Raw genomic sequence first — 23,632 nt, forward strand, 5'->3', positions numbered from 1 at the left:
GTTTTCTGTGAGTACAGCAACATACATTTTTGGCATCATCGCGGCAGTTGCCGCTCTCACGGTGGTTGTCGAGTTACTTCGCAGAAATAGGCTTCGAGAACGGCACGCTGTCTGGTGGATCACCGGAGGCATCCTTGGCCTCATCATCGCCATTTTTCCGTCTATTGTTGACTGGGCCGCGGGAATTGCCGGCGTCGAAGTACCAACAAATTTGGTGTTCTTTGTCAGCATCGCACTACTCGTGCTTATTTGCGTTCAACATAGCTCCGAGCTCACGACCCTTGAAGACAAGACCCGACGGCTCAATGAAGAATCTGCGCTACTGACAATGCGAGTGCGGGCTCTCGAGGATCAGCTAAATGCTCCCCTCACGGATACTTCAGACAAGGAATAACCCGCTGTGCCCGTCTCTGAGAAAATTGAAACACTAGCAAACAGTACGACACCGAAACGACGACGTGATGGCAGATGGAGGATATTCTTCTTGGCGTGGAGCATTGTCTCCGTGTTGATGGCGTCCTGGGCCCTCATGGTCCCGCTTTCAGCGTCAATGGACGAGCCTGCTCATATCGTAAAAGCTGCTTCTGTCGTTCGAGGTCAGTTCGTTGGCGAACCAGGCACAGCTGGGCATATCGTACAGGTACCTCGCTACATTGCGCTGTCCCAAGAAATTACATGTACGGCCTTTCAAGAGGATCGTTCAGCCCAGTGCCAAGACCTCGACGGAGCGAACGACTCGACCATAGTTGATTCGACAACAACTGCGGGCCAATATAACCCCATTTACTACGCAATCGTTGGGTTACCGTCCCTGGTATTCAACGACATTAGCGGCATCTACGCAATGCGAATTGTCAGCGCCATCCTCACGTCATTCTTCATTGCAGCTGCAGTGGCGATGGCGTGGAGTTGGCGACCACGGGCATACGCGGCTATTGGCGTGGCCCTCGGGCTGACACCGTCGATGCTGTTCCTCGGCGGGGCGCTCAACCCCAACGCAGTCGAGACCAGCGCAACGCTTGCCGTTTTCGTTGCGATGCTGTCAATTGTGTTGCAGCGAAAGACCCATATCCCGTTACTCGCTGAACGTTGCGTCGTTATTGTCCTTGCAGCCGCTATCGGGGGAAACACCAGAGGCCTCTCCCCCTTGTGGATGGCGATCGCACTGCTCCTTCCGTTGTGTATGGCACCATGGCGTGAAGTTTGGCCTCTCTTCAAGCGCAAAGCCGTGGTCATAACGATTGTCCTTGTTGGGCTGGCAATGGCCTTCGCACTCTACTGGATTGCGGTCTCAGGGTCGCTCAACGGCGGCGCCGAGGGAATCAACAGCGATCTGCAGTTCCCAGCTAAGGGAGAACCGTTCCACGTCGGGTTCCGAATTATGATCACTGGCTTCTTCGAAATGAATCAAAGCTTGCTGGGCTCGTTCGGCTGGTTGGAAGTGGAAGCCCCCTCGGTTGTTTTCTTTGTGTGGGGTGGAGTGATCAGCGCGTTCATCCTGCTCTCGCTGACCGTTCTCAAACGACGACCGCTGTTTGTAACAGGCTTGCTCATGGTTGGATTCTTGATCATCCCCGCGTTTGTCCAGGGCGCCTACATCACCGGCGGTGGAATTATCTGGCAGGGTCGTTACGCGCTCCCACTGTTTGCCATGGTGATGTTTAGCATGGTCGCATTTTCCGGGAAAGCTATTGCCCAGTTGCCACTCGGTATCCACCGCAGGGCGCTCACGATCGTGCTGGTCGCGATCTTTGCGACGCAGATTGCCGCGTTCCTTCAGGTGCTTGCCCGCTTTACGGCAGGGATGGACGTCAGCTGGCACACTGCACTGCTCCACCCTGAGTGGGTGCCTCCGCTTGGAGTATGGGGCGTGCTTGCGCTCTACTCTGCTGCGTCTCTTGTTGCAACCGTTGTCCTACTCAGGGCAGTTGCAAACGATGAAGACCTCGGATCTCGCTTGGAGACAGATAAACAGCCGGCGAAGCAACCGGTACGCGCCTAACGCTCGGACGCTGTCACCGGTTTCTCGACAGGCTAGCCTCTGCGCAGCCGCCGCTGGATCTTCTGCACCAGCACCTTTGGCCCACCGTTTTTCAGGTAGAAGAAGACAAGATCGATGTCTTTCGCAATGCCATGTTTCCGTTTACGAATCTGGCGACCGCTGCTGTTTGAGGATGCCTCGAGTCCAGCGGTGCCTGCAAGCACACGGTCTTCGGCGTAATGCGCTGAATTCACGAAGCTCACGAGTGGTTCGAGGGCTCTGTCCCAGAAAAAGGATTCCCTGGCGACCCGGATATTCTCGCGCGCGGCCTCGGCAAACTCCGTATCGAAGAGTACCTTTTCAAGCGCATCCGTCAGAGCAGGCACATCCTCGGATGGAACGACAACACCAAGTTCCTGAGACTTAACGAGCTCAGCAAAGTGGTCGCCTTCGGTAACAACCATCGGAAGTTCAGCCCAGAGATAATCGAGAATACGCGTCCGGAACGAGAAGGTGGTCTCCACGTGCGAAAAATGCGTGCTCACCCCTGCATCGGCCTCTGTCAAGAAGTTTTGACGGTCTGCATAGTCCACCCAGGACGAATTAAAAAAGACGTTGACATCAAGCACACCAAGTTCAGCGGCAAGCGCCCGTGACTCCGCGACGATCGCCATCTCAGGAACACCGGGGTGAGGATGCTTGGTGCCCTGGAAAAAGAGGCGGACCCCTGACCGTTTCTCGCTGAGCTTTGCAACGGCCCGGATGAGGTTCTTAGGGTCAAACCAGTTATACAGTCCACCGCTCCAGAGGAGGACGCGATCGTCGCTGCCGATGCCAGGCCACACGCCTTTGAGCACGTCACGTTCGTGAGTGGGCGGAGTTCGGTCCAGGCCGAAGGGTACAACGCTGATCAGACCGTCGAGATCTGGATCATTCTCGTAATTGGCTGGATTGATGCGGCCGAGGGCAGCAAGCTGGCCGAGGTAAAAGTGCCGTTGCCTTTCGGAGGCACACAAGAAAAAGTCTCCTCGTTCCAACTGCTCGTTGATGACGTCAGTTGCAGAAGAAACTTGCCGAGTCCATTCGACGCTGCCATGCTCGCGCCCCTGCTCAAGGTGCTCAAGGTGCATCGGGTCGTACACATCGCAAACCAGAATCTTCTTTGTCTCCCTGATGCAGCGGAAGAGCGCCATAGCGAGTCCCTGGAACACGATGACATCGTGTGACTGCTCCAGTCGTTTCATGCCTTTCTCGTCGCCGGGAGCAACATGAACAACGTCAAACGCAGCATCAACAGGCTTCACCCCTGCGAGAGAAACGAGAGTAACCTCGTTGGCGGCTGACAGTGCATCAGCCATGTTCCACGCACGAATTGCGGGGCCGGCCATCTTCGGTCCGATTGGGTCGCCGGTAATCACGAGGACCTTGCGCACTTTCGGCCCGTCGAGCACAGCAAACGTGTTTACAAGGTTCGAATAGCCCTCATGAAAGTAGTCTCCTGGAAAAGCTGGCGCATCGGTCTCACCGAATAGTTTCCAGATCTTGTTGTCCGCGACAACACGCGTCGATTGGATCTGTTCACGAGATTCCTTCAGCGATGGGAGTTCCGCAACAAACTGGTCGACCCCGTATAACGTGGCAAGTGTGTTCTTGGATACCTCTTGTGTCTCAGCATCGTTGCCTCCTTTTCGAAGGTCAAACGATGTGGAGTCCAGCTCGCCTCGTGCGACCGCCCTTCTGGCCGACAACGCAAGCGCGGCGGCAAGATTTTCGTGCAACGATTCCTGTCCAAGATTCTTGTACAGGGTAAAGAGCGCATTGCGTTCGAGAAGGTAAGTCTCTTTGAACGCACCGAACTTACTCATTGATGCGTGATGCTTATGGAAGGCAACCGAGCCTGGCTCATAGGCAAATCGGTGGCCGGCAAGGTTCAATCGCCAGCCGAGATCGACATCCTCGAAGAACATGAAGTAGCGTTCGTCGAAACCACCAAGTTGGTCGTATACAGAGCGACGGACAAACATCGCCGCGCCGGTTCCAAAGAGAACGTCGGCCGTCGAGTCTGGCACGCTCGGAACAGCTTCAGCAGTCAGCGGCTTATACCCCATGCCGTACCAGGTGAGCGCGGCTCCGATGAAATCGACCTTTTCGCCTTCCCAGTCCAAAACTTTGCTGGCCACGGCTCCGACCTTCTGAGACTGTTCAAACCGCCGGACGGCTGCACTGATCCACTCAACATCGGGCCTTGCATCGTTGTTCAAGAATGCAACATATTCGCCTGAGCTCTTTGCTACCCCAAGATTGCATCCGCCAGCAAAACCAAGGTTCGTCTTTGACTCGATCAGGGTGATGCCAGTTGCCTCAGCACGAAGCCGTTCAGCGCTCGAGTCACCGGAGGCGTTCTCAACAACAACAATTTCAAGACGCTCGCTCGGCCAGTTGATCGATTGCAGGTTTCGAATCGCGTCAAGGGTGTCGTCGGTGCCCCGAAAATTGACCAAAATCACGGAGACTACTCCGGTACGTACTGACGTCATCCGTCACAAACCTTCCAAATTCACATGAACCGGTAAATCCTACCAATCCGCGCTGAGCCACCGCTGCGTCACAGCGATGGTGTGAAGTTACCTGTTCACCACTCGACAACCCATGAGGGGGTTTGTCGTCCCGGAGCCAACATTGATCGAGTACAGACAGATCTCGTTTCTGCCGGGCTTCAACGCTATGTTCGCGGAGAAACCGTGTGCAGGACCGTACGCAGGGTAGGCACGGCCAACATCGTTGCGATTCTGGTTCGCAACGAATCTTCCGCCCCAACCGCCGTTCACATATGCATGAACCTCAATGGGCGCGACGACATCAGGATCAATCACCCAGCCATTCACGGTCGCATTCGCTCCATTGGCGGTTGCAGACTCATAGTTGCCAAACGGGTCTCCGCCGGGAACATTGACCGTTTTACATCCAAGGAGCTGATTAGATCCGCCACCGACGTTGATGCCAAAGACACAGACCTGATGCTGTCCGCCTGAGAGAGTGCGGGTGCTTTCAAACCCGTGGTTGTTGCCGTATCCAGGATACGCCCTTCCGACGTCAGGCCGCGAGGTATTCGCTTTGACAACGCCACCCCAATTGCCGTCTACATACAGATGAAGGTCAATAGGATCAACAGTGTCGGGGTCGAGTGCCCATCCTTTCACGATGGCCCCTCCAGGAACCGGCGTAATGGCTTCAAAGTTTCCGGTCGGCGGCCCGCTTGCGGTAGAGACGGATTTGCATCCGAGGAACGTATTCGAGACAGCTTGGGGGTCAATCGTGTACAGGCACACAGACGTTGTGCCCGGTCGAATCCCGATGTTCATCACGAATCCGTGGCCGGCACCATATTCAGGGTACACACGCTGAACATCCGGTCGATTCACATTCGCAGTTGTTTGCCCGCCCCATGTGCCGACTCCCGCGACGCCGTTCAAATAGGCATGGATTTGAATTGGTCCAGCGGTATCTGGGTCTATTGCCCAACCCTTAGCTGTTGCAGTCAAGCCGCTTCTGGTCAAGCTCTCGTAGTTTCCAAACGGCGGACCAGTTCGAGGGCCTACCGACTGGCAAGAAATCAGTTGATTTGACCCCGCGCCGACGTTTATTGCGTAGAGGCACACCTGCTCTGCTTTGGTGATGTTCGACAATGTAAACGAGAAACCATGATTTGCTCCCATGTTGGGATAGTTCTTTTGAACGTATGCGTTCGAAAGCTTTGCAGAGGTCGAACCGCCCCAGCGTCCCGTACTGTCGTAGGTTCCCCCGATGTACATGTGGACGTCTATTGGACCCGTGGTATTCGGGTCAAAAGCCCAGCCGGTAACTGTTGCTTTGTTCAGAGTTGGAGTCACAGCTTCGACGGCACCCATTGGTGAGTCCCCGTCTACCTGCGTCTTACCGAACCAGTCCGTGAAGTAGTTATAAAAGTTGCGGTTTCCATATGACGAACAAGCGTTATTAGCCGCTCCGTATCCGGCATCCAAAGCTGCCTTGTTCGGCTGATATGGCGTGTAGTAATAGAGACCAGCAGTGGCCTTGTTCTTGATGAGTACCGGGGTCGAGCCGCACGCAGCGTTCGGGTGATATCCGACGTTGCTGTATTTGCCGACTGGAAACCAGGTAAAAGTCGCAGCAGTACCTGGAGGGTTTGTATAACGTTTGAATTGCCATGCCGACATGTAAACCTGATTAAAGAAGCCGTAGTACTGGGTATCGCAGACAGACGTATCTGGGCAGGCGAATCCCATGGCAATCGTGTATCTATCAGCGGTGGGAGCAGTAGCGGTGACGAGCCCCTGTTCCTTCTGAAGAGTCACGAGGAGCACCTGGGGGTTGATGCCGCAAGCCTGTGCAACCTTATACAAAATGCGAGCAGTCGACTCGTTGGCTCCCCCCACGTATTGTTTGCACATCGCGTTGGCCGCAACCGTGTTTGACGTCTGTTTATACGATTTCAAACAGGTGTAGCCTGCTACGCACGTAGGAACTTTGCCGTTCATGAACGACTGAATTTGCGCTTCCGTCATTGCGCTGCCGTTAAAAAAGACCTCATCACTGATGATGTTGCCGGGGTCGAACCCGACCAGCGTCGCCTCTGCGGGATCCGCAGTGCTTGCGCTTCCGGCCGCGATCGCGCCAACAAAAAGCACCCCAACCAGAATCCGGGCGATCCAGGAAGTTCGTCTTTTCTTTTGCAAGCCGTCTAATCGCATAGGGTCAATGCTAAGCGATCAGCGGCTTATCGCGCTCCTGACACTTCGCCCGGACGAAGAACCGACCGAGCCGACCGAGCAGCCGACCGCCTATTTTCCTTCTGGGTTGCACAGGTAGGAGTAAATCCCTCCGAGCGCCGCGTCCCAATCAGAATGGTTCTTATCGATGGTATCCAATGCACCCTTACTGAGCGAGGCGCGGAGCTCAGAATCTTCGATCAACCGACTCAAGTTGTAAACCATATCGTCAACAGATCGCATCGTAAGCGACGAGTTCTTGCCGTCATCGAAGATCCAAGTGAACCATTCGCTGTCTGGAGCGACCATGGGAACCCCACACGACATCAGTTCGAGCGGCAAGTATGAAGGATGCCTCGAAATCTGCATCGTAATTCCGATATCTGTATCCCGATAGTGCCGAGCGGTGGCCCGATAATCCATTAGTCCAAGGTCAAGGAAGTTTGCGGTTGGCGGCAAATACCGAGCACCCGCGACAATGACCTTGACCCGGTCACCGTATTCTTCTTTCACCCGGCTCAGGGCGGCATAGACCAATTCCCAACAGTTTCGGAAGTGGTCGCGTGCGTACGCAAAAATCGTAACTGGGTCTTCATCCGTTTTCACACGGCGGCCCTCTGGGTGGTAAATCGTTCTGTCAACGGCAGGCACAAAGGCAACGCCTTTGCCGTTGTATTCCTCGGTATAGACCTTGTGCATGCTTGTTGTGTTGCACAAACCGTACAAGCCAAGGCGGTATGACTCCTCCGCCATCGCAAACATGGAGCTCGCCGGATAGAACTCGGGTTCATAATCCTGAACAAGGTAAAAACGCCGCTTGATGTCCTTCGCCTTTGCCACATGAATTGCGGTCAGCCACAGCGTCGCAACAGCTGCATCCGCTGCGGGAACCCGGGCAAGTTCCTCGTCAGTACCGTTGTAAAACGCGACAGAGCAGTTCGTTCCAAGACCAGCAAACGCTGCGTCAAGGGCGGTCCGCAAGAACAGTTCGTTAGGCTCACCGAGGACAACAAAGCGATTGTGAACGCCATGCTCGACAGATAGTTTATGCGCGAGACGGAATGCCGTATTGAGCCCACCAAAAAACGGCATATCAATTTCGGGAATAAACCAGTTGATCGTTTTGATCTCAAACGGCTCGGAGTGCTCGGCGTGGCTTGCATGTACTGCTGCAACGGTCTGTCGCGTGATCGATGCTGTAGAGCTCAAGGCGATGGCTTCTGCCGAGATTCCCATCGTCTGAGCCTGTTTCCGAATGGGACGCCCAAGCCCACGAAGTGCGAGATCGACGGGTTCTGGGTCATACTCGTAACGGAATTTTGGTGTCGAGGTTAGACGACAGACGTTTTCCGAAACGTATGGATCACCCCGCTGCAACCACGGGTAATAACGCCAGTAGCTCGCATAGAGATCCTTTTCAGGCACCGTCGAACCTCGGGTGAGCGATTCATAATGGCGCACCAGGTCAAAAGGAATGACAACATTTCTTCGTCCCTTAATGACCTGGTCAAGACCAAGAACAACGTCACTTCCCATCAGAATGAAACGCTCGTCAAGACCTCCGACTTCGTCAAAATCTTCGCGGCGAAGGGCAACGCATGCACCAGTTGTGGCAAGTGAGTTGCGGTACCAGTCCGTTGGTCCGATAAGAGTTTCGCTGTGTGGTTCCATGCCGGCAAACAGGTTGTCGGCAAAGCCACCCGGCCCGATCATGACCCCGGCGTGCTGAATGAGCCCATGTCCCTCGCGCATTTGGAGGCCGACGCTGCCGACTCCGTCTCGCAAGAGATGTCCGACGATCTGACGTAGCCAGGAGGGATCAACAATCTCCGTGTCGTCGTTAAGAAACAGAATTACTTCCCCGCGACCGCTTGCCGCACCGAAGTTGTTGACTCTGCTGTAATTGAAGGGCTGCTCGGTCCACCATTTAACGGATGCGTCAAGACCGTCAAGCTGCTCCGAGTACCAATCGTTGTTCTCATCTGACTCACCGCCGTTATCCACCACAACAAGTTCGATGTCGGGATAGTCCGTCTTGCGAAGGCTCGGGAGCAGGCGAAGGAGATTTTGGCGCGAGTGCCGCGTCGGAACGACGATAGATACAGATGGTAAAACTGATGGCTCTGGGAGCACACGGAGAACAGCACCAGCAACACTCACGGAGCTCTCTTCACCGTGTGCTTTGAGTACTGCTTTCACCATTGAGGCGTCATCAGCGGTGAGCCGAGCCGCTGGTGATTCAGGCTCTGAGAGGAGCACCTTCGGAAGATGGGTAGAGGAGTGCCCCTCCAAGCTGAGTTCAAGAAGAAGCTTCCAGCGGTCTCTGGCAGCAAACGTCTTAATTGGATGGGCTGCAAAAACCGACCGGTTAAAAGCAACAGCTGCACCAACGTAGTTGGCACCAAGCAACATCTCCGGTGACCATTGTGGCCGGAAGAAGGGCTGCACTCGTTTGCCCTTTGCCGTCACCTGATCGGAGTCAAACGTAATCAGTTTTGCTTCGGGGTCGATGGAATATGCCACCGCTATCTCACGAAGAGCGTCGCTCCTGAGCACCGAACCTGCATCAAGAACAAGTACAAAATCAGCGGCAGAATCGATCTGCTGCGGGTCAATCTCGGAGACAACGTTAGCTTCTGTGACGCGGACTGAGGTGAATCCCTCAGCCGCATCAATAATTGATCTCCTCGTCGTATCGACCAGTGACAGAGAAGCAGCATCCGTCAAGACGACAATTTGGAACGAGACGTCAACCGTCGCTTTTGGAAGCACCTGGCCAATTCGTATTTCCTGTTGGAGCCAATCTTCATAATCGTCTAGCCCGGTTTTACTCGGGTTCGTGCGTTCGAGGTTGATACCCGTTTGCCGATAAGTGACCGGCATGTGCCGAACACCGCGGTATACGGCTCCCACGGAACGACGAGCTTTCGACTCTGGAGGGAGAACGCCTCGAAGTTGGTGAACAATTCTCTTAGGCAAAGACAAAAGAGTCAGCCCCTTCTCGCACGATTATGGCAGTCGTTGGAAATCAAAACATATGGACGAGCGCTTTCGCACAAAATATGCTTTTGCGCGGCGCGTCGATACGATTGTAACAATGCTTCTTCTTTGTGAAGCTGTATAAAGTCTGGTGCCAGCTACCGGTTCCGATCAGTGCAAGGATCTTCTTCAGAAATGAAACTCGTTATGACGCTAATGGTCCGCGACGAGGCGGACATCATCGAAGCGATGATTACGCATCACCAGCGCCAGGGTGTCGATTTGATCGTGGCAACGGACAACGGTTCAGTCGACGGCACCCGAGAAATTCTAGAAAAATACGCAGCACTCGGGTTTGTTGACCTCCGCCACGATCCCCTCCATCGTAAGCAACAATCAAAAGTTGTGACACAAATGGCTCGGGATGCTGCGACAATTCATGGAGCAACTTGGGTTATTAATGCTGACGCCGATGAGTTCTGGATGCCGGTTGACCGAAAGCTAACGCTCAAAGAAGCATTCGAGCACATCCCGACAGAACTCAAGTCGTTTGGGGTTCATGTTGTCGATATGACAGGCTTACCGGCTTCGTCCGGCTCGGGGCTCCACCGACTTGTATATCGCGACCTCCGCAGCAATCAAGAACTCGCCAAGGTAGGGATGCTTGCGCATTCAAGTCCGAATGCCGTTCATATCGCAGATCCCAATGTGGAAGTTGTGCAAGGTAACCACATGGTGAGCCTTGAGTCTCAAGGAGAGCCCTCGGCCGAGTTTGCCGTTGAAGTGCTTCATTTCCCATGGCGTTCCTGGGCCCAGTTCGAGCAGAAGGTACGGAACGCTGGCAAAGCGTACGAGGAAAATCCGGATCTCATGCCAAGCCCAAATCACCATGGTATGCGCGACTACCGCAGGTTGAACGAGGGCACGTTACCTGCCCACTATCTGGCACGATCATTGACAGAGACGTCGCTTCAGGAACTCGTCACGAGCGGCCACATCATTCGGGATACTGTACTCGCAGACCGTTTGAACGACCCCATTCCCGACACCGACGTTGAAGCCCTGGCAGAAATTCTCCCAGCGGCGAGCACAACCCTCGTTTTCCAACTTTCTGTTGCTGAAGAGCGAATTAACGACTATGAACGTCGACTGCACGAGGCAAACAGGCGATTCCAGGATCAGTCGAAGTCACTTGAGGCCACGATGAGGGATAATGTTGCACTTCGCAATCGTAGAGTCGTGCGGTTAGCTGACAAAGTCCGAGCGCTCTTTCGACGATAGCCGCGGACGGTAGTCATTCGCCCTAATATCGGCGATACCGACAGCGCTGGCGACCGGCTAGCCGACTGAAATACTACTCACGACTGAGCCCGAAACGTCAGCATCACTGAATGACATCTTAACGTCCCAGCTTCCTGTGGCACCTCCGGGAATAACAACAGAGAGCCCTGGGCAATAGGTCACTTGTGCATCCGCAACCCCTGGAGCGTCAACGGCCACAACGTTGTCTCCCTGCGAAACGGTGAGAGTGCAGGTACCGTTCTGGGTGACCCTGTCAGTGACCATAGCGGTCGACGAAATCTGCGAGAGAGTTGGATCGAATCCGATATTAATGAACAGCAATTTGAGTTGGCTACCCTCAACTTGAATTGACGGAGGGAGCCCAGGCTGCTCAGATGGGTCAGTTGCTGGCTCGGTTGAACTCGGAGCAGAAGTTGGTGTTGGTGTTGGCGTTGCGTTCATCGTTGGCTTTGCTGTCGGCTCAGTCGAGGGCGTGGGCGACGACGATGTGGAACCTTGTTTTGTAGGCACAGCGGGGATGTCTTCAGAAGCACAGCCGCTCAGGGCTGAAATCGTCACGAGAAGTCCAGCAGCTAGGGCAACTGTTTTGGAAGGAAAGGCGTTCAATGACGGCCGCTCACTTTCATGATCTGAGGGTCGAGCGGTAGAAGCTCGAGTGATTCCCTCATAAGCGTAACCTGTAAAATTGATTCGTCGCGAAGGCATCCCAGCAAGAATCAAGCCAGAGAAGACTAGACTGATCACTTGTCCGCAGCCGGAACGTATCTGCGTCTGCATTATTACTGAAGGAAGAGATGACTCCCGAAGAACGTATGTCGTCCCTGCAAGCACTGCCATTCGAAACGATAGGTTCGTCAACCCAGGGCGTTCGGGGCTTTTGGTCGCAGACGAAACTTATAATCCGGCACAAAGAGATGCTGTCTCTCTTTGTACGGCGGGATTTGAAATCGCGATACAAAGACAGCGCCCTAGGTTTTTTCTGGACGCTCGTACGACCGCTTACTCAGCTTTTCATTTACTACGTTGTTCTTGGAAAGTTTCTCGGCGCCGAACGCGGGCTGCCCGAGTTCGCTATCTACATTTTTACCGGTCTGACGATTTACACCCTATTTTCTGAGATTGTCATGGGTGGTACTGGCTCTATCATCGCTAACGCGGGTCTCGTCAAAAAAGTGTACCTACCTCGGGAGCTTTTTCCGCTGGCCGGCATTGGCGCTGCGCTCTTCAACTTTGTAATTCAGCTGCTCATCTTGCTTGCGGCCACACTCATTATTGGCAGCTTCCCCATCTCGCCAAACTTCATCTATTTTGTACCATCGGTCCTCGTCATTCTCTTGTTCGCTACAGCTCTGTCGCTGCTCCTCTCCGCGGTGAACGTCTATCTGCGTGATGTTCAGTATCTGGTGGAAGTTGTTTTGATGGTTCTTATGTGGGCGTCACCCATTCTCTACGGTTGGAAACACGTAAAAAACGTACTCGGCGAGGGGTTCCTACTCGACCTCTACACGAACAATCCGGTAACACTAGCCGTGCTCGGATTCCAACAAGCAATGTGGACAGCCGGAAGCGATCAGCCGGTCCCTGATAATCTCATGGGCCGTCTGCTCATAGCTGCTGCAATCGGCGCAATATGCGTGTACTTCGCGCAACGTGTGTTCGCCAAGCTGCAGGGCAATTTCGCCCAAATGCTCTAAGCCCACGCGGCTTCCCATCATCATTCACCACCACATAAGATCGGCCTATCTACGAAATGGAAGAAATGTCTGAGTCAACAGGTGCTCCGACGGTTGTCTCCGTTGAGTCTGTTTCAAAACGCTTTGTCATCCGCAAAGACAACTCGCTTAAAGAGCGAATGGTCAATATCGGCCGCGGCCGCAAGCACAAAGAAGATTTCTGGGCTCTTGACGATGTCTCAGTAGAGGTCAGGGCTGGATCAACGATTGGCCTCATCGGCCATAACGGGTCAGGCAAAAGCACGCTGCTCAAGGTGATAGGTGGCATCATCGATCCGACGAGCGGCCAAGTACGTCGTCGCGGTCGTATGGCGGCCCTGCTTGAGTTAGGTGCTGGGTTTCATCCTGACCTCACCGGTCGAGAGAACGTCTATCTCAACGCTGCAATTCTCGGACTCAGCAAAGAAGAGACTGACGCTCAGTTTGATAACATCGTTGACTTTTCTGGTATCTCAGATTTCATTGATACCCAGGTGAAGTTCTATTCATCCGGAATGTATGTTCGTCTTGCGTTCTCTGTCGCAATTCATACCGACCCTGACATCTTGCTCGTTGATGAGGTCCTTGCTGTCGGAGATGAGGCATTCCAACGTAAGTGCATGGACAAAATCAAGTCTTTCCAGAGCGAAGGTCGAACCATCATCCTTGTGACCCACAACCTGGGTCAGGTTGTTGAGCTCTGCGATCACGCAGTTCTACTCAATAAAGGTTCGCTCGTGTATCAGGGCGATGCGCGTGAAGCTGTTGCACAGTTCAGAGACATCCTGGAAGAGCGACGCATCGATGACCAGGCCCATCAGGAAGAGCGCCGCGCAGGAAGGATTTCCAGCGAGACGCAAGAACCACCATTCCGAGTGACAGCTGTTGCCTCACCCATTGGGCAGTCCGACGATGTGCCCCTTGAACCGGGTGAGTCGTTGTCCATCCAGATCACTGTAGATTCGCGCGAGTCTATCGACGCTTGGAATTGCGCAATTCAAATTGATAACACTCTCGGTCAAGCTGTCTTCGGCACGACAAGCAAGCGACTCGGCATTACTCCTTCTCCGCTCGTTGGCAAACGAGTCGTGGAGTTCCAGCTCAAGGACTGCCAATTTGGTGAGGGAAAGTTCTTTGTCAATATTTCAATCATGACGCCAAACGGTGAACATCTCTATGATTTGCCTCAAGCCTGCTCGTTCAACACCCGAACTCCTGAAGATTCCCGAGGTTCAATCTACATCTCACCCGAGTTCATCGAGCACAGCGTGGCCTAATGCAACGGGGTGTGGCGCTGTGAAGCCAACCATCTAAAGAACTCAGGTTTCAGACCTGCGAGCTGGTGGTTCTGGTTGGTTTCGTCCATCACAAACTCGATGGCGGTATCAAGTTTATGGAGCGGCCATCCTTTGCGACGTGCGTAATCGGATAGCCAGAGGTCCTCGATAAACCAGTATCGGGTCGGCAGGCCGGAGAAGAAATCACTCTCAAGGAAGAGACTCCTATCAATTACCATTCCACCGGTACCAACGTAGTCTGCCGCTTCACCACAAACTACCGGTTCTCGTTGAAAGTAATCTTCAAGGATCCGCCATGCCCACCAGCCCGACACTGACTTGTGCCGGTACGAACGAACACAATCAGCCACAAAGCGAGGGCCAACGTCTTGGTCATCGTCCAGAAACACGACAGGGCCTGCGCCATTCTCACGAGCAAGAGCTCGTGCAACATAGAAACGCCCCATTCCTCCAGCGTTGACCGGTGATTGAACAAGATCGACTTGTCTCAGTGAACCAACAGGGTGAAACGACTTGATAGCTTCAACGTAGAAGGTGCGATCAGGCTTACAGTTGTTCCACAACACCAACCGCACACCATTCGGATCATCCTGAGCGTCAAGCATTTCGAGAATGTGCTGAATGCGGCTAGGCCGATTCCACAAACACATAACGATCGTCGTCACTTCGTCTGAGACCGCACGTTCGATGAGTGTGTTCTGACGAAATCGGCCACGCGGGAACGCCCAACGTAATAGAACAGGACGCACTATCCGCGCTACGGTTTGCCGTGCGGTCATGGTTGGAACAACTACCCTGCGCTCAAAAGAGATTTCAGGTATCGGCCATAGCCACTCTTTTCAAGAGGCTGTGCAAGAGCTGCAAGTTTTTGGTCGTCGATCCAGCCGGCACGCCAAGCGATCTCCTCGATACATCCCACTTTGAATCCCTGACGGTCTTCAATCACTCGCACGTACTCTGAGGCCTGCATCATCGATTCGAAGGTCCCGGTATCGAGCCATGCCGTGCCACGGTCAAGCACATGTACCTGCAACTTTTTGTCGTTGAGATAACGCTCATTCACCGTCGAAATCTCGAGTTCACCGCGCGCGCTCGGGGTTATTGTTTTGGCTATTTCGACGACGGAATTGTCGTAAAAATAGAGTCCTGGAACCGCATAGTTACTCTTTGGCGCCGTTGGCTTTTCTTCAATTGACAGTGCCTTGAAATCATCATCAAATTCGACGACACCATACGATGTGGGATTACTTACGTGGTAAGCAAAAATGAGCGCGCCCTCAACTTCGCCATGATTTCGAAGGTTAGAGCCAAGGCCCGTTCCGTGGAAGATGTTGTCTCCAAGGACGAGGGCAACGCTGTCGTCGCCGATAAACTCTTCTCCGATAATAAACGCCTGCGCAAGCCCATCCGGTGACGGTTGGACAGCATATTCGAGACGGATACCAAGGGATGATCCGTCGCCAAGCAGAGCACGAAACTGGTCATTATATTCCGGCGTCGTAATGATGAGGATCTCTTTGATCCCAGCCATCATGAGCGTGGAAAGGGGGTAATAAATCATCGGCTTGTCGTAGATAGGCATGAGCTGCTTTGAGATGCCCTTAGTAATAGGCCACAACCGTGTACCGGATCCCCCGGCCAGAATAATACCCTTCATTAGTTGCCACCTCCGTTGTTCAACTCTGCATAGAACGCTAAGGCCTCTTCCCATGTTGGAAGCAGGCCTGAGGCGGCTGCTTCGCTGAGCCCAGGGGCATCGGTATCTTTCGGCGAAAGAAGCAACTCACCGGCCGCCGCCGGATAGTCAAGAGCTATTTCATTGTCAAGCGGATTAATGCCGTGCTCACGCGGTGCGTTAAACGGTGCGGACACAAGATAGCTCACAGTTGCGTTCTCCGTTAGCGCCACAAAGGCGTGGCCAAGTCCCTCGGCAATGTATATAGCTTTACGCTCTTTGTCGTCGAGCAGTACAGAATCCCACTGCCCAAAGGTGGGCGACCCAACACGTATATCAATGACAAAATCAAGTACTGCACCATACGTAGCTGTGACGTATTTCGCCTGACTTGGCGCAATGTCAGCAAAATGAATGCCGCGAACGGTTCCCTTCTTTGACACCGACGTATTGGCTTGGGCGAGGTTGAGCGGATGCCCCACAACTTCGGCAAGTTTGTCGAATCGGTACCACTCAAGGAATACGCCGCGATCGTCTGGAAACTGTTTAGGGGTTACCTCATACGAGTGAGGAACACTGAGCTCTCGAATATCCACGGTTCAATCCTAGGCCACCCTTCTCCATCTAAGATGGTTCACGACATGTCAACTTCCCATATTCAGCTGATTCCCGATTCTGTCGTGGTCATCACGGTCAGTTACGGCTCTGCAGATGCTCTTGTAGGGCTCTATCGATCCCTTCGTGATGCGTACGGATCGGAACTTCGCGTGGTAACAGCAGACAATAAGCCAGGCGATACCGCTACTGAGAAAGTAGCCGCTGAATTCTCCTCTGAGTATCTCCCGATGCCTTCAAATCTTGGATACGGAACAGCAGTCAACCGCGCTGTCGAAGCCTCCGCTGCAGATGCTGAGTGGATCTTTGTCTGCAATCCCGATCTTGTTATTACCCCTGGGACTCTGGAATCTTTACTTAACGTTGCGACCGCAGACCCCAAAATAGCTGTCGTTGGCCCAAAAATTCTCCAACCCGACGGGACGACTTACCCTTCGGCAAGAATGGTGCCCTCATTGAGAACGGGCATTGGACACGCTCTCTTTGCCAACATCTGGAAATCAAATCCTTGGAGCGCCAAGTATCACCAAGACGCTTCTCCAGAGGAAACGCGTGAGACTGGTTGGCTTTCAGGTGCGTGTCTGCTCATCAGGAGGACAGCTTTTTCGGATCTCAACGGATTCGATGAACAGTATTTTATGTATTTTGAAGATGTCGACCTCGGCTACCGTTTTTCGCAGGCCGGTTATCGCAACGTATATGTTCCGGAAGCAGTAGTTACCCACACCGGCGGACACTCTACGCAGTCAAACAGTTCAAGCATGCTCAACACTCACCACGAAAGCGCTATCCGTTTTCTGAATACGCGATACTCGCGTCCGTTATTCTTTCCGCTCCGATGGGCACTCACAATCGGACTCAAGGTCAGAGCTTGGTTCGGTAGAAAGGTTGGACAGTAGGTTGGTTCGTCGGATTTTACGTCACCCGGGGCAGTCTGGCCCGATTTCCGCGGCACGACTAACCGTCCTGACTACGTCAACGACGTTGATCACTGCGATAGTATTCATCGTTCAAACACGACCAACTGCTCTTGACACGCCCGGCTCACAGTTCATTCTCATGCTGCTGAGTGCACTGCTCTGTACGATACCCTTTGTCTTTCAAGGCCCGCTGCTCAGGGCCGCGGTACCGCTCATTCCTGTCCTTCTCATAGGACTCATGGGCTTTTCGACGTTGTGGAGCCCCGCCAAAACAACGACTATATTAAACGTTCTCACCTATGTTTTGATTTTCTATTGTGGCTTTATGCTTGTGCAATCGGGCGGAGCGCTTCCCGTACTTCGAGGCCTTGCCGTTGCCGGGACGGTAATAGCAATTTCCTCCATAGCACTCGGACTGATCACTCCAACAGCTATGCACCATTCGTCTCTCACCGGTATCTACTCGAATCGAAATAGCCTTGGTGCGGTGATGCTGTACGTTTATCCAGCAGCATTGGCGTTGTGTGTTCCTCGCCGTCGCACGCGGTGGCTCTGGGCATGCGTATCAGTTTTGCTTGCGGCCACACTCCTTCTCTCTAGAAGCGTTACGTCAATTCTTGTTCTTGCGGTTATTACGCTTGTCTTTGTTCTCCTCGTACTCATCGTTACCCGCAAATACCGATCCATCGTTTTACTGGTCATGGTTTCTGCCATAGTTACGTTCGTTGCTTGGCTGAACCTCCCAAGAGTCTTGGCTATCGTCGGAAAAGGTGAAACGTTCAGCGGCCGTGAACCGGTATGGACTCTCGTATGGCGTAAATCAATCGAATCAAACCAATTTTTCGGGCACGGTTGGCTAACGGGCTGGCCCGCCGATACGCAGATTTATCAGGATATTGCTTCTGTTAATCAAGGGTACGGACTCTTCCACGCCCACAACGATTTTCTCCAAATGACATACGGTCTCGGTATTCTCGGCGCGATACTCTTCGTTTCGCTTTTTGTCATTCCATTGCTTTGGGCTGCGGTCTCGCTCTGGCGAAATCCGTCATCCCAGGCCTTCTGGGTTGCACTCATGTCGGTAGGACTCATCGTGCATGGTTTGGCCGAACTCAGTGTTTTCCGCCCCGACGGCTGGTTCATCATGGCAATTATTTCGACGTTTGCAACGTCGGCAATATTCACGGAACCCAAGTTGCGTCCAAAGTGGGCATTTGGAATTCAGCTTCCGCTGAGATCGAATATCACTCAGCCGACGGGATACACAGGTGAACCTGGCTAGAATAGCCATTGGTATTGCCGTTTTAGCGAGAAGGACCTCATGAAAATACTTGTCACCGGCGGAGCGGGCTTCATCGGCTCCAATTTTGTTCGCCGTACCCTCGAAGACGCCTATCCTGGCCTCGAAGGTGCCGACGTTGTTGTGCTTGATGCCCTCACGTACTCTGGCAACCTCGCGAACCTCACGTCGGTGTCCGATTCACCTCGCTACACCTTCGTGAAGGGTGATATCCGCGACGGCGCATTGCTCGACCAACTCTTGCCGGAAATTGACACGGTCGTTCACTTCGCAGCTGAAAGCCATGTAGACCGTTCCGTGCGAGACAGCACCATCTTCGTCGAGACCAACGTGCTCGGCACCCAGCAGCTGCTCGACGCGGCGCTGCGGAACAAGGTTGCGCGCTTCGTTCATGTCTCCACCGATGAGGTATACGGCTCGATCGCAGAAGGTTCATGGGATGAAGAACGCCCGCTTGAGCCTAACTCGCCGTACTCAGCGTCCAAGGCAGGGAGTGACCTGCTCGCGCGCAGCTATCACCGAACCCACGGCATGAACGTGTCAATCACGCGATGCTCCAACAACTACGGCCCGTTCCACTTCCCTGAGAAGGTCATCCCGCTCTTCGTCACGAACCTCATCGATGACAAGCACGTTCCGCTATACGGCGAGGGCAACAACATCCGTGACTGGCTCCACGTCGACGACCACACACGCGGTATCGCAATGGTTGTCACTCGCGGCCGCGCTGGCGAGATCTACAACATTGGCGGCGGAACCGAGCTCACCAATAAGGAGCTGACCCAGCTCCTCCTCGACGCGACGGGCAAAGACTGGAGCTACGTTGACCGCGTGGCAGATCGTCTTGGTCATGACCTTCGCTACTCGGTAGACATCAGCAAGATCCAGGCAGAACTCGGCTATGAACCACAGGTTCCGTTCGAACAGGGTCTGGCAGACGTTGTGCAGTGGTACCGCGATAACCGCGAATGGTGGGAGCCCCTCAAGGCTCGCGCCGCATTGGACTGAAGCGCATGACACGTATTCTCATTACGGGAGCCGCTGGAATGCTCGGCAACGACCTCCAGCGGATCTTCATTGATCACGACGTCACTGCGCTCGGCCGCAGCGGACTCGACATCACCGACGCAGACGCCGTTCAAACGGCTGTCGCTGGGCACGATGTAGTCATCAATGCAGCGGCCTACACTGCGGTTGACCAGGCCGAAACCGATGAAGAGGCCGCGTTTGCAATCAACGCGACGGGGCCTCTCTACCTGGCAATCGCAGCCCGTGAGACGGGCGCAAAGCTCATCCAAGTTTCAACAGATTATGTCTTTGATGGATCAGCAACCTCACCATATCCTGAGTCGACCCCGCACAATCCAATCTCGGCATACGGTCGCACAAAAGCGGCAGGAGAGACCGCTGTCCTTCGTGAGCACCCAGCTGGCGCATTTATTGTGCGCACTGCTTGGCTCTACGGCCAACACGGTCCGAATTTTGCAAAGACCATGCTGAGCCTTGCGGCCAAGCTCGATACCCTGACCGTAGTAGACGATCAACATGGCCAGCCGACGTGGACGTTAGACCTCGCCCAACAGATTCGACTCTTGCTCGAATCTGACGCACCGGCGGGAATTTATCATGGGACGAATTCGGGCGAAACCACCTGGCGTGGCTTTGCTCGGCAGGTCTTCTCATTAGCTGGACTTGACCCTGACCGCGTCGGGCCAACTGACAGCGCGTCCTTCGTTCGTCCGGCGCCTCGTCCGAGCTACTCGGTTCTTGGCCACGACGCTTGGACTGCTGCTGGGTTGCAACCGATGCGACTTTGGACGGATGCCCTTGCCTCTGCCTTTGCCGATGGCGCTTTTTCTGATGTCACAACGGGAGCCGCTGAGAAATGACCACGCTCACCGTCATCGCAGAGGGTCGCGTTCCTTCAGCATCCGGGGAGCAACACGACTATATTCGCGACCTCACTCGTAGCATCGTAGCGACGGCACCACGCAATTGTGAAGTAGAAACGTTCCTTACCTCATCGGCATCGACCGAGCGAGAGTATTTTGAACGTTCTTGTCCTGGTGCCTCGATCAATATGGTTTCGCGAGACTATCAGAATCTCATGAGGTCGTGGAGTTTGGGACTCACCGGTAGCGCTCACGAAGGCTTGGTTCATTCTCCAACGCTGTTCGCCCCGCTCCGACGTCACGACGTCGTGAACGACGGCGTGCAGACAACAGTCACCATTCACGATACGACCGCATGGACGCATCCCGATGAGGTCGGTGCTGCGGCCGCGCTCTGGTCGAAGACGATGGCAAAACGCGCGTATAAGTATGCCGATGCAATCGTTGTTCCCTCTCATGCCGTCGCTGAGAATCTGAGCAACTACATCGATTTTGGTGATCGAGTTCGTGTCATCACCTCCGGAACTCCGACCAGTGTCCTCAGCGCTTCTTCGTCCGATGATCGCCCAATCTCTCCAGAGATATCTGTGCCGTACGTCATTGTCGAAGGCTCCTTATCGGTGTCCGACGACGTCGAAGCAGTCATCGCTGCCTTTAGTGCATCTGGCAATGCTGAGCTAGATGAAACGCATTTGGTCGTTGTCAGTTCGGCTGGTATCGGAGCAGAACCGTTCTCAGCGATGCTCGCCAAGTACTCTCTCGATGCTTCACGCGTACGTCTCTTCAGCCAACCGAGCGGAAACGAGCGCAGGAGCATCTACTCCGGTGCCGCGGCACTTGTTGTCCCCTGGCGATCTGACCGTTTTGCCTCATCGCTCTTGACCGCCTTTAGCCTTGGCCTTCCCGTTGTTCACGCGGACACTCCCGTACTCAACGAAATCGCGGGTGACGCTGGCATCGTTGTATCGACTACAGAAACCGATGACCATGAGGCACGCGCGGACGCATACCGCGAGAGCCTCCAGAACGTCCTGGCAGACGACCAAGCGAGGTCGCGTCTGAGCACACTTGGGCAGGACCGCTCCAAGGCCTTTAGCTGGCGCGAGACCGGCGAACGCATCTGGCAGTTGCACGCAGAACTCTAACGCTGCCCGCTCCGCCCCTTCGGATCACCTCGAACATCAACACAGCTGAGCGCTGATGCCACATCCGCGACGATCACACCTTACCCAAAACGCGGTTAGAACGAGATCAGCCCGTGCCCAAGCTGATTTGTGCGTCAGACTGGCGCAGGGTTGAGGAGTAAACCTCTTGCGCCCGTCACCAGACCTATTGGTCGACAGGCTCAGTAGTCTCTGGAGTCGGATGCAGTACCTCGCGAAGGTGATCATGAATGAACTGGATATCGGGGTAGTCAGGATCAACCAGCGGCGGCACAAGGTCGATACGCTCGATCGGGAGATCTTTTGTCTTCATTGCGAGGTCAACGAAATACGCGAGCATTGACTCCGGAATGTCAGTTCGGAGAATCTGCGAGCTCGCCGAGGAAATGTTCTGGAACTTGCTCAGCACGTTTGCAGGTGTGAACTGCTCGATAATGGCGACCTGCAGTTCTCGCTGGCGGACCATACGATCCCAATCCGACGTTTCATAACGAGAGCGCGCGTACCACAGCGCCAGCTGACCGTCCATCTTCTGGACGCCTGGCTCGATCCAGTCAGGAACCTCGCCCTCAAACCCCTGAGCGACAAGGGGAATGCGGTCGGTCACGGTAATTGTGACGCCCCCGAGAGCGTCAATCATCGAAGCAAAACCGGCCATGTCAACCATGACGTAGTACTGAATGGGGATACCGGTAATACCCTCAATCGCGTCTTTGGTCGCTTCAATTCCTGGCTCGCTGCCTTTTTCCTCGGCGTCTGGATAGACATCCGCGTAATACGACTCAACAACGTTGTAGACACCGTTTGCCTTGCAATCAAAGAGACCGTCGTAATTGTTGTTATAGATGTCAGCGAGCGGCGACGACTCCGGTAATTCGAAGCCGCACAGGTCACGCGGCACGCCGATCATTGTCGCAGCACCGGTTTCAGCGTTCACGCTGACAACCGTCATCGAGTCCGGCCGAATACCATCTCGGTCATCGCCAGCATCAGCGCCGATGAGGAGGATGTTGTAGTAGCCATCGATCGGGTCGGCATGCTCGCCCTTTGCAAAAACGTCGCTGACAAGGTTGCGCCCTGAATTGACGATGTAGGCCGCGTACGCTGACGTGCCAGCGGTGAGACACATGGCAAGAACGGCAACGGCTGCCACAAAACCACGGGCTTTGGAACGAACCTTGATGAACTTGACAAGGGTGAGAGTGTTGAGCGTCAGTACGACCCACAGCACGCTGTAGAAGATCAGGAAGATCTGAACAACGGTGAGCGTCCAACTCCGGGTGAAGAGCGAGAAGACGGCTTGGGCTGATACAAGATACGTGATGCCAAGGCCAATGACCGCGATCCACAACACAAAGGTCGAGATCAGACCGAAGCGTCCGAGCTTTCGGTTGCCGGCCAATACCTGCGGCGCCCCAGGGATGAGCACGCCAAGCAGCACGAGCCACCAAGCCCGCTTGGTCATGACGGCTGTTGAGGCTACGTCTGGGTAGCGGATTGGATTATCGAGGCTCATAAGGAGTTTTTCAGGGCCTCGTTTTTGGTTTCTACGAGGGCGGCAAGCTCTTTTTGGTATCCGTCAAGTTTGCGAGCGACCACTGGATCTGTCGAGCCGAGGATGCGCGCGGCCAGCAGGCCCGCGTTCTTCGCTCCCCCGATAGACACCGTTGCGACGGGGATGCCACCAGGCATCTGCACGATGGAGAGGAGCGAGTCGAGCCCATCAAGCTTGGCAAGCGGCACAGGGACGCCGATAACGGGAAGCGTCGTCACTGACGCGAGCATACCGGGCAGGTGAGCTGCGCCACCGGCACCGGCGATGATCGTTCGGAGGCCACGCTCAGCGGCCGCTTTGCCGTAGGCGATCATCTTCTCGGGCGTACGGTGAGCGCTGAGCACCTCGACCTCGTAGGAGATTCCAAACTCGGTGAGAATCTGAGCGGCGTCGCTCATCACGTTCCAGTCGGAGTCTGAACCCATAACGAGCCCGACAAGCGGGGCAGGCGTGGCAAAATTGGTCATTGCA

At 54.3% G+C, this 23,632-nt stretch carries 19 protein-coding genes; 10 read left to right on the top strand and 9 right to left on the bottom strand.

All coding sequences use genetic code 11. The features are described 5' to 3' along the window. Window positions 1-7: 7 nt before the first annotated feature. Window positions 8-394 carry a DUF2304 family protein gene (locus tag FHX76_RS14750; protein ID WP_167152005.1) on the top strand — a complete coding sequence of 129 codons (387 nt, stop codon included), beginning with the start codon at window positions 8-10 and terminating at the stop codon, window positions 392-394. A gap of 90 nt (window positions 395-484) precedes the next feature. Then, window positions 485-2,002, top strand: a complete 1,518-nt coding sequence (locus tag FHX76_RS14755; RefSeq protein WP_167152007.1) for a DUF2142 domain-containing protein — start codon at window positions 485-487, stop codon at window positions 2,000-2,002. Between the two features lie 32 nt (window positions 2,003-2,034). On the opposite strand, the gene FHX76_RS14760 is transcribed toward FHX76_RS14755, so the two are convergent. From FHX76_RS14760 to FHX76_RS14770, 3 genes are all read right to left on the bottom strand, one after another. Continuing rightward, the gene (locus FHX76_RS14760; RefSeq protein WP_167152009.1) at window positions 2,035-4,518 is read right to left on the bottom strand and encodes a glycosyltransferase; all 2,484 of its coding nucleotides are present in this window, start codon (window positions 4,516-4,518) and stop codon (window positions 2,035-2,037) included. Window positions 4,519-4,605: 87 nt separating this feature from the next. Then, window positions 4,606-6,732 carry a hypothetical protein gene (locus FHX76_RS14765; RefSeq protein ID WP_167152011.1) on the bottom strand — a complete coding sequence of 709 codons (2,127 nt, stop codon included), beginning with the start codon at window positions 6,730-6,732 and terminating at the stop codon, window positions 4,606-4,608. 90 nt (window positions 6,733-6,822) lie between these two features. Further along, window positions 6,823-9,633, bottom strand: a complete 2,811-nt coding sequence (locus FHX76_RS14770; protein WP_167152012.1) for a rhamnosyltransferase WsaF family glycosyltransferase — start codon at window positions 9,631-9,633, stop codon at window positions 6,823-6,825. Between the two features lie 270 nt (window positions 9,634-9,903). On the opposite strand from FHX76_RS14770, the gene FHX76_RS14775 reads away from it, so the two are divergent. Continuing rightward, window positions 9,904-11,010 (top strand): glycosyltransferase family 2 protein, encoded by a 1,107-nt coding sequence (locus FHX76_RS14775; RefSeq protein WP_167152014.1) that lies wholly within the window; start codon window positions 9,904-9,906, stop codon window positions 11,008-11,010. A 57-nt stretch (window positions 11,011-11,067) separates the two neighbouring features. Here the strand turns inward: FHX76_RS14775 and FHX76_RS14780 are convergent, their stop codons facing one another. Further along, window positions 11,068-11,541, bottom strand: a complete 474-nt coding sequence (locus FHX76_RS14780; protein ID WP_167152016.1) for a hypothetical protein — start codon at window positions 11,539-11,541, stop codon at window positions 11,068-11,070. A 284-nt stretch (window positions 11,542-11,825) separates the two neighbouring features. Between FHX76_RS14780 and FHX76_RS14785 the strand changes: the two genes are divergently transcribed. Both FHX76_RS14785 and FHX76_RS14790 read left to right on the top strand, forming a co-directional pair. Further along, window positions 11,826-12,725, top strand: a complete 900-nt coding sequence (locus FHX76_RS14785; RefSeq protein WP_167152018.1) for an ABC transporter permease — start codon at window positions 11,826-11,828, stop codon at window positions 12,723-12,725. A 65-nt stretch (window positions 12,726-12,790) separates the two neighbouring features. Then, the gene (locus tag FHX76_RS14790; RefSeq protein ID WP_243848889.1) at window positions 12,791-14,020 is read left to right on the top strand and encodes an ABC transporter ATP-binding protein; all 1,230 of its coding nucleotides are present in this window, start codon (window positions 12,791-12,793) and stop codon (window positions 14,018-14,020) included. Here the strand turns inward: FHX76_RS14790 and FHX76_RS14795 are convergent. From FHX76_RS14795 to FHX76_RS14805, 3 genes are all read right to left on the bottom strand, one after another. Then, on the bottom strand, window positions 14,017-14,646 hold the full coding sequence (locus tag FHX76_RS14795; protein ID WP_167152022.1) for a glycosyltransferase family 2 protein: 630 nt from the start codon (window positions 14,644-14,646) through the stop codon (window positions 14,017-14,019). The genes FHX76_RS14790 and FHX76_RS14795 overlap by 4 nt on opposite strands. Window positions 14,647-14,831: 185 nt before the next feature. Then, window positions 14,832-15,698, bottom strand: coding sequence for a glucose-1-phosphate thymidylyltransferase RfbA (rfbA, locus tag FHX76_RS14800; protein ID WP_167152024.1), 867 nt, complete (start codon window positions 15,696-15,698; stop codon window positions 14,832-14,834). Further along, window positions 15,698-16,312 (bottom strand): dTDP-4-dehydrorhamnose 3,5-epimerase family protein, encoded by a 615-nt coding sequence (locus FHX76_RS14805; RefSeq protein ID WP_167152026.1) that lies wholly within the window; start codon window positions 16,310-16,312, stop codon window positions 15,698-15,700. The genes rfbA and FHX76_RS14805 overlap by 1 nt, the downstream gene beginning before the upstream one ends. A 45-nt stretch (window positions 16,313-16,357) precedes the next feature. Between FHX76_RS14805 and FHX76_RS14810 the strand changes: the two genes are divergently transcribed. The 5 genes from FHX76_RS14810 (at window position 16,358) to FHX76_RS14830 (ending at window position 21,588) form a co-directional block, all read left to right on the top strand. After that, window positions 16,358-17,230 (top strand): glycosyltransferase family 2 protein, encoded by an 873-nt coding sequence (locus FHX76_RS14810; protein WP_167152027.1) that lies wholly within the window; start codon window positions 16,358-16,360, stop codon window positions 17,228-17,230. Between the two features lie 259 nt (window positions 17,231-17,489). Further along, window positions 17,490-18,533 (top strand): O-antigen ligase family protein, encoded by a 1,044-nt coding sequence (locus FHX76_RS14815; RefSeq protein ID WP_167152029.1) that lies wholly within the window; start codon window positions 17,490-17,492, stop codon window positions 18,531-18,533. A 39-nt stretch (window positions 18,534-18,572) separates the two neighbouring features. Beyond that, window positions 18,573-19,559: a dTDP-glucose 4,6-dehydratase gene (rfbB, locus tag FHX76_RS14820; RefSeq protein ID WP_167152031.1), complete on the top strand. Its 987-nt coding sequence runs from the start codon at window positions 18,573-18,575 to the stop codon at window positions 19,557-19,559. 5 nt (window positions 19,560-19,564) lie between these two features. Then, the gene (gene rfbD / locus FHX76_RS14825; RefSeq protein WP_167152033.1) at window positions 19,565-20,440 is read left to right on the top strand and encodes a dTDP-4-dehydrorhamnose reductase; all 876 of its coding nucleotides are present in this window, start codon (window positions 19,565-19,567) and stop codon (window positions 20,438-20,440) included. Continuing rightward, window positions 20,437-21,588 (top strand): glycosyltransferase, encoded by a 1,152-nt coding sequence (locus FHX76_RS14830; RefSeq protein WP_167152035.1) that lies wholly within the window; start codon window positions 20,437-20,439, stop codon window positions 21,586-21,588. The genes rfbD and FHX76_RS14830 overlap by 4 nt, the downstream gene beginning before the upstream one ends. Window positions 21,589-21,772: 184 nt before the next feature. On the opposite strand, the gene FHX76_RS14835 is transcribed toward FHX76_RS14830, so the two are convergent. Beyond that, the gene (locus tag FHX76_RS14835; protein ID WP_167152037.1) at window positions 21,773-23,122 is read right to left on the bottom strand and encodes an LCP family protein; all 1,350 of its coding nucleotides are present in this window, start codon (window positions 23,120-23,122) and stop codon (window positions 21,773-21,775) included. After that, window positions 23,119-23,628, bottom strand: coding sequence for a 5-(carboxyamino)imidazole ribonucleotide mutase (gene purE, locus FHX76_RS14840; protein ID WP_167152039.1), 510 nt, complete (start codon window positions 23,626-23,628; stop codon window positions 23,119-23,121). Before purE ends, FHX76_RS14835 begins: the two co-directional genes overlap by 4 nt. Window positions 23,629-23,632: the final 4 nt, after the last annotated feature.

Origin of the sequence: Lysinibacter cavernae, assembly GCF_011758565.1 — a bacterium.
GTDB lineage: Bacteria > Actinomycetota > Actinomycetes > Actinomycetales > Microbacteriaceae > Lysinibacter > Lysinibacter cavernae.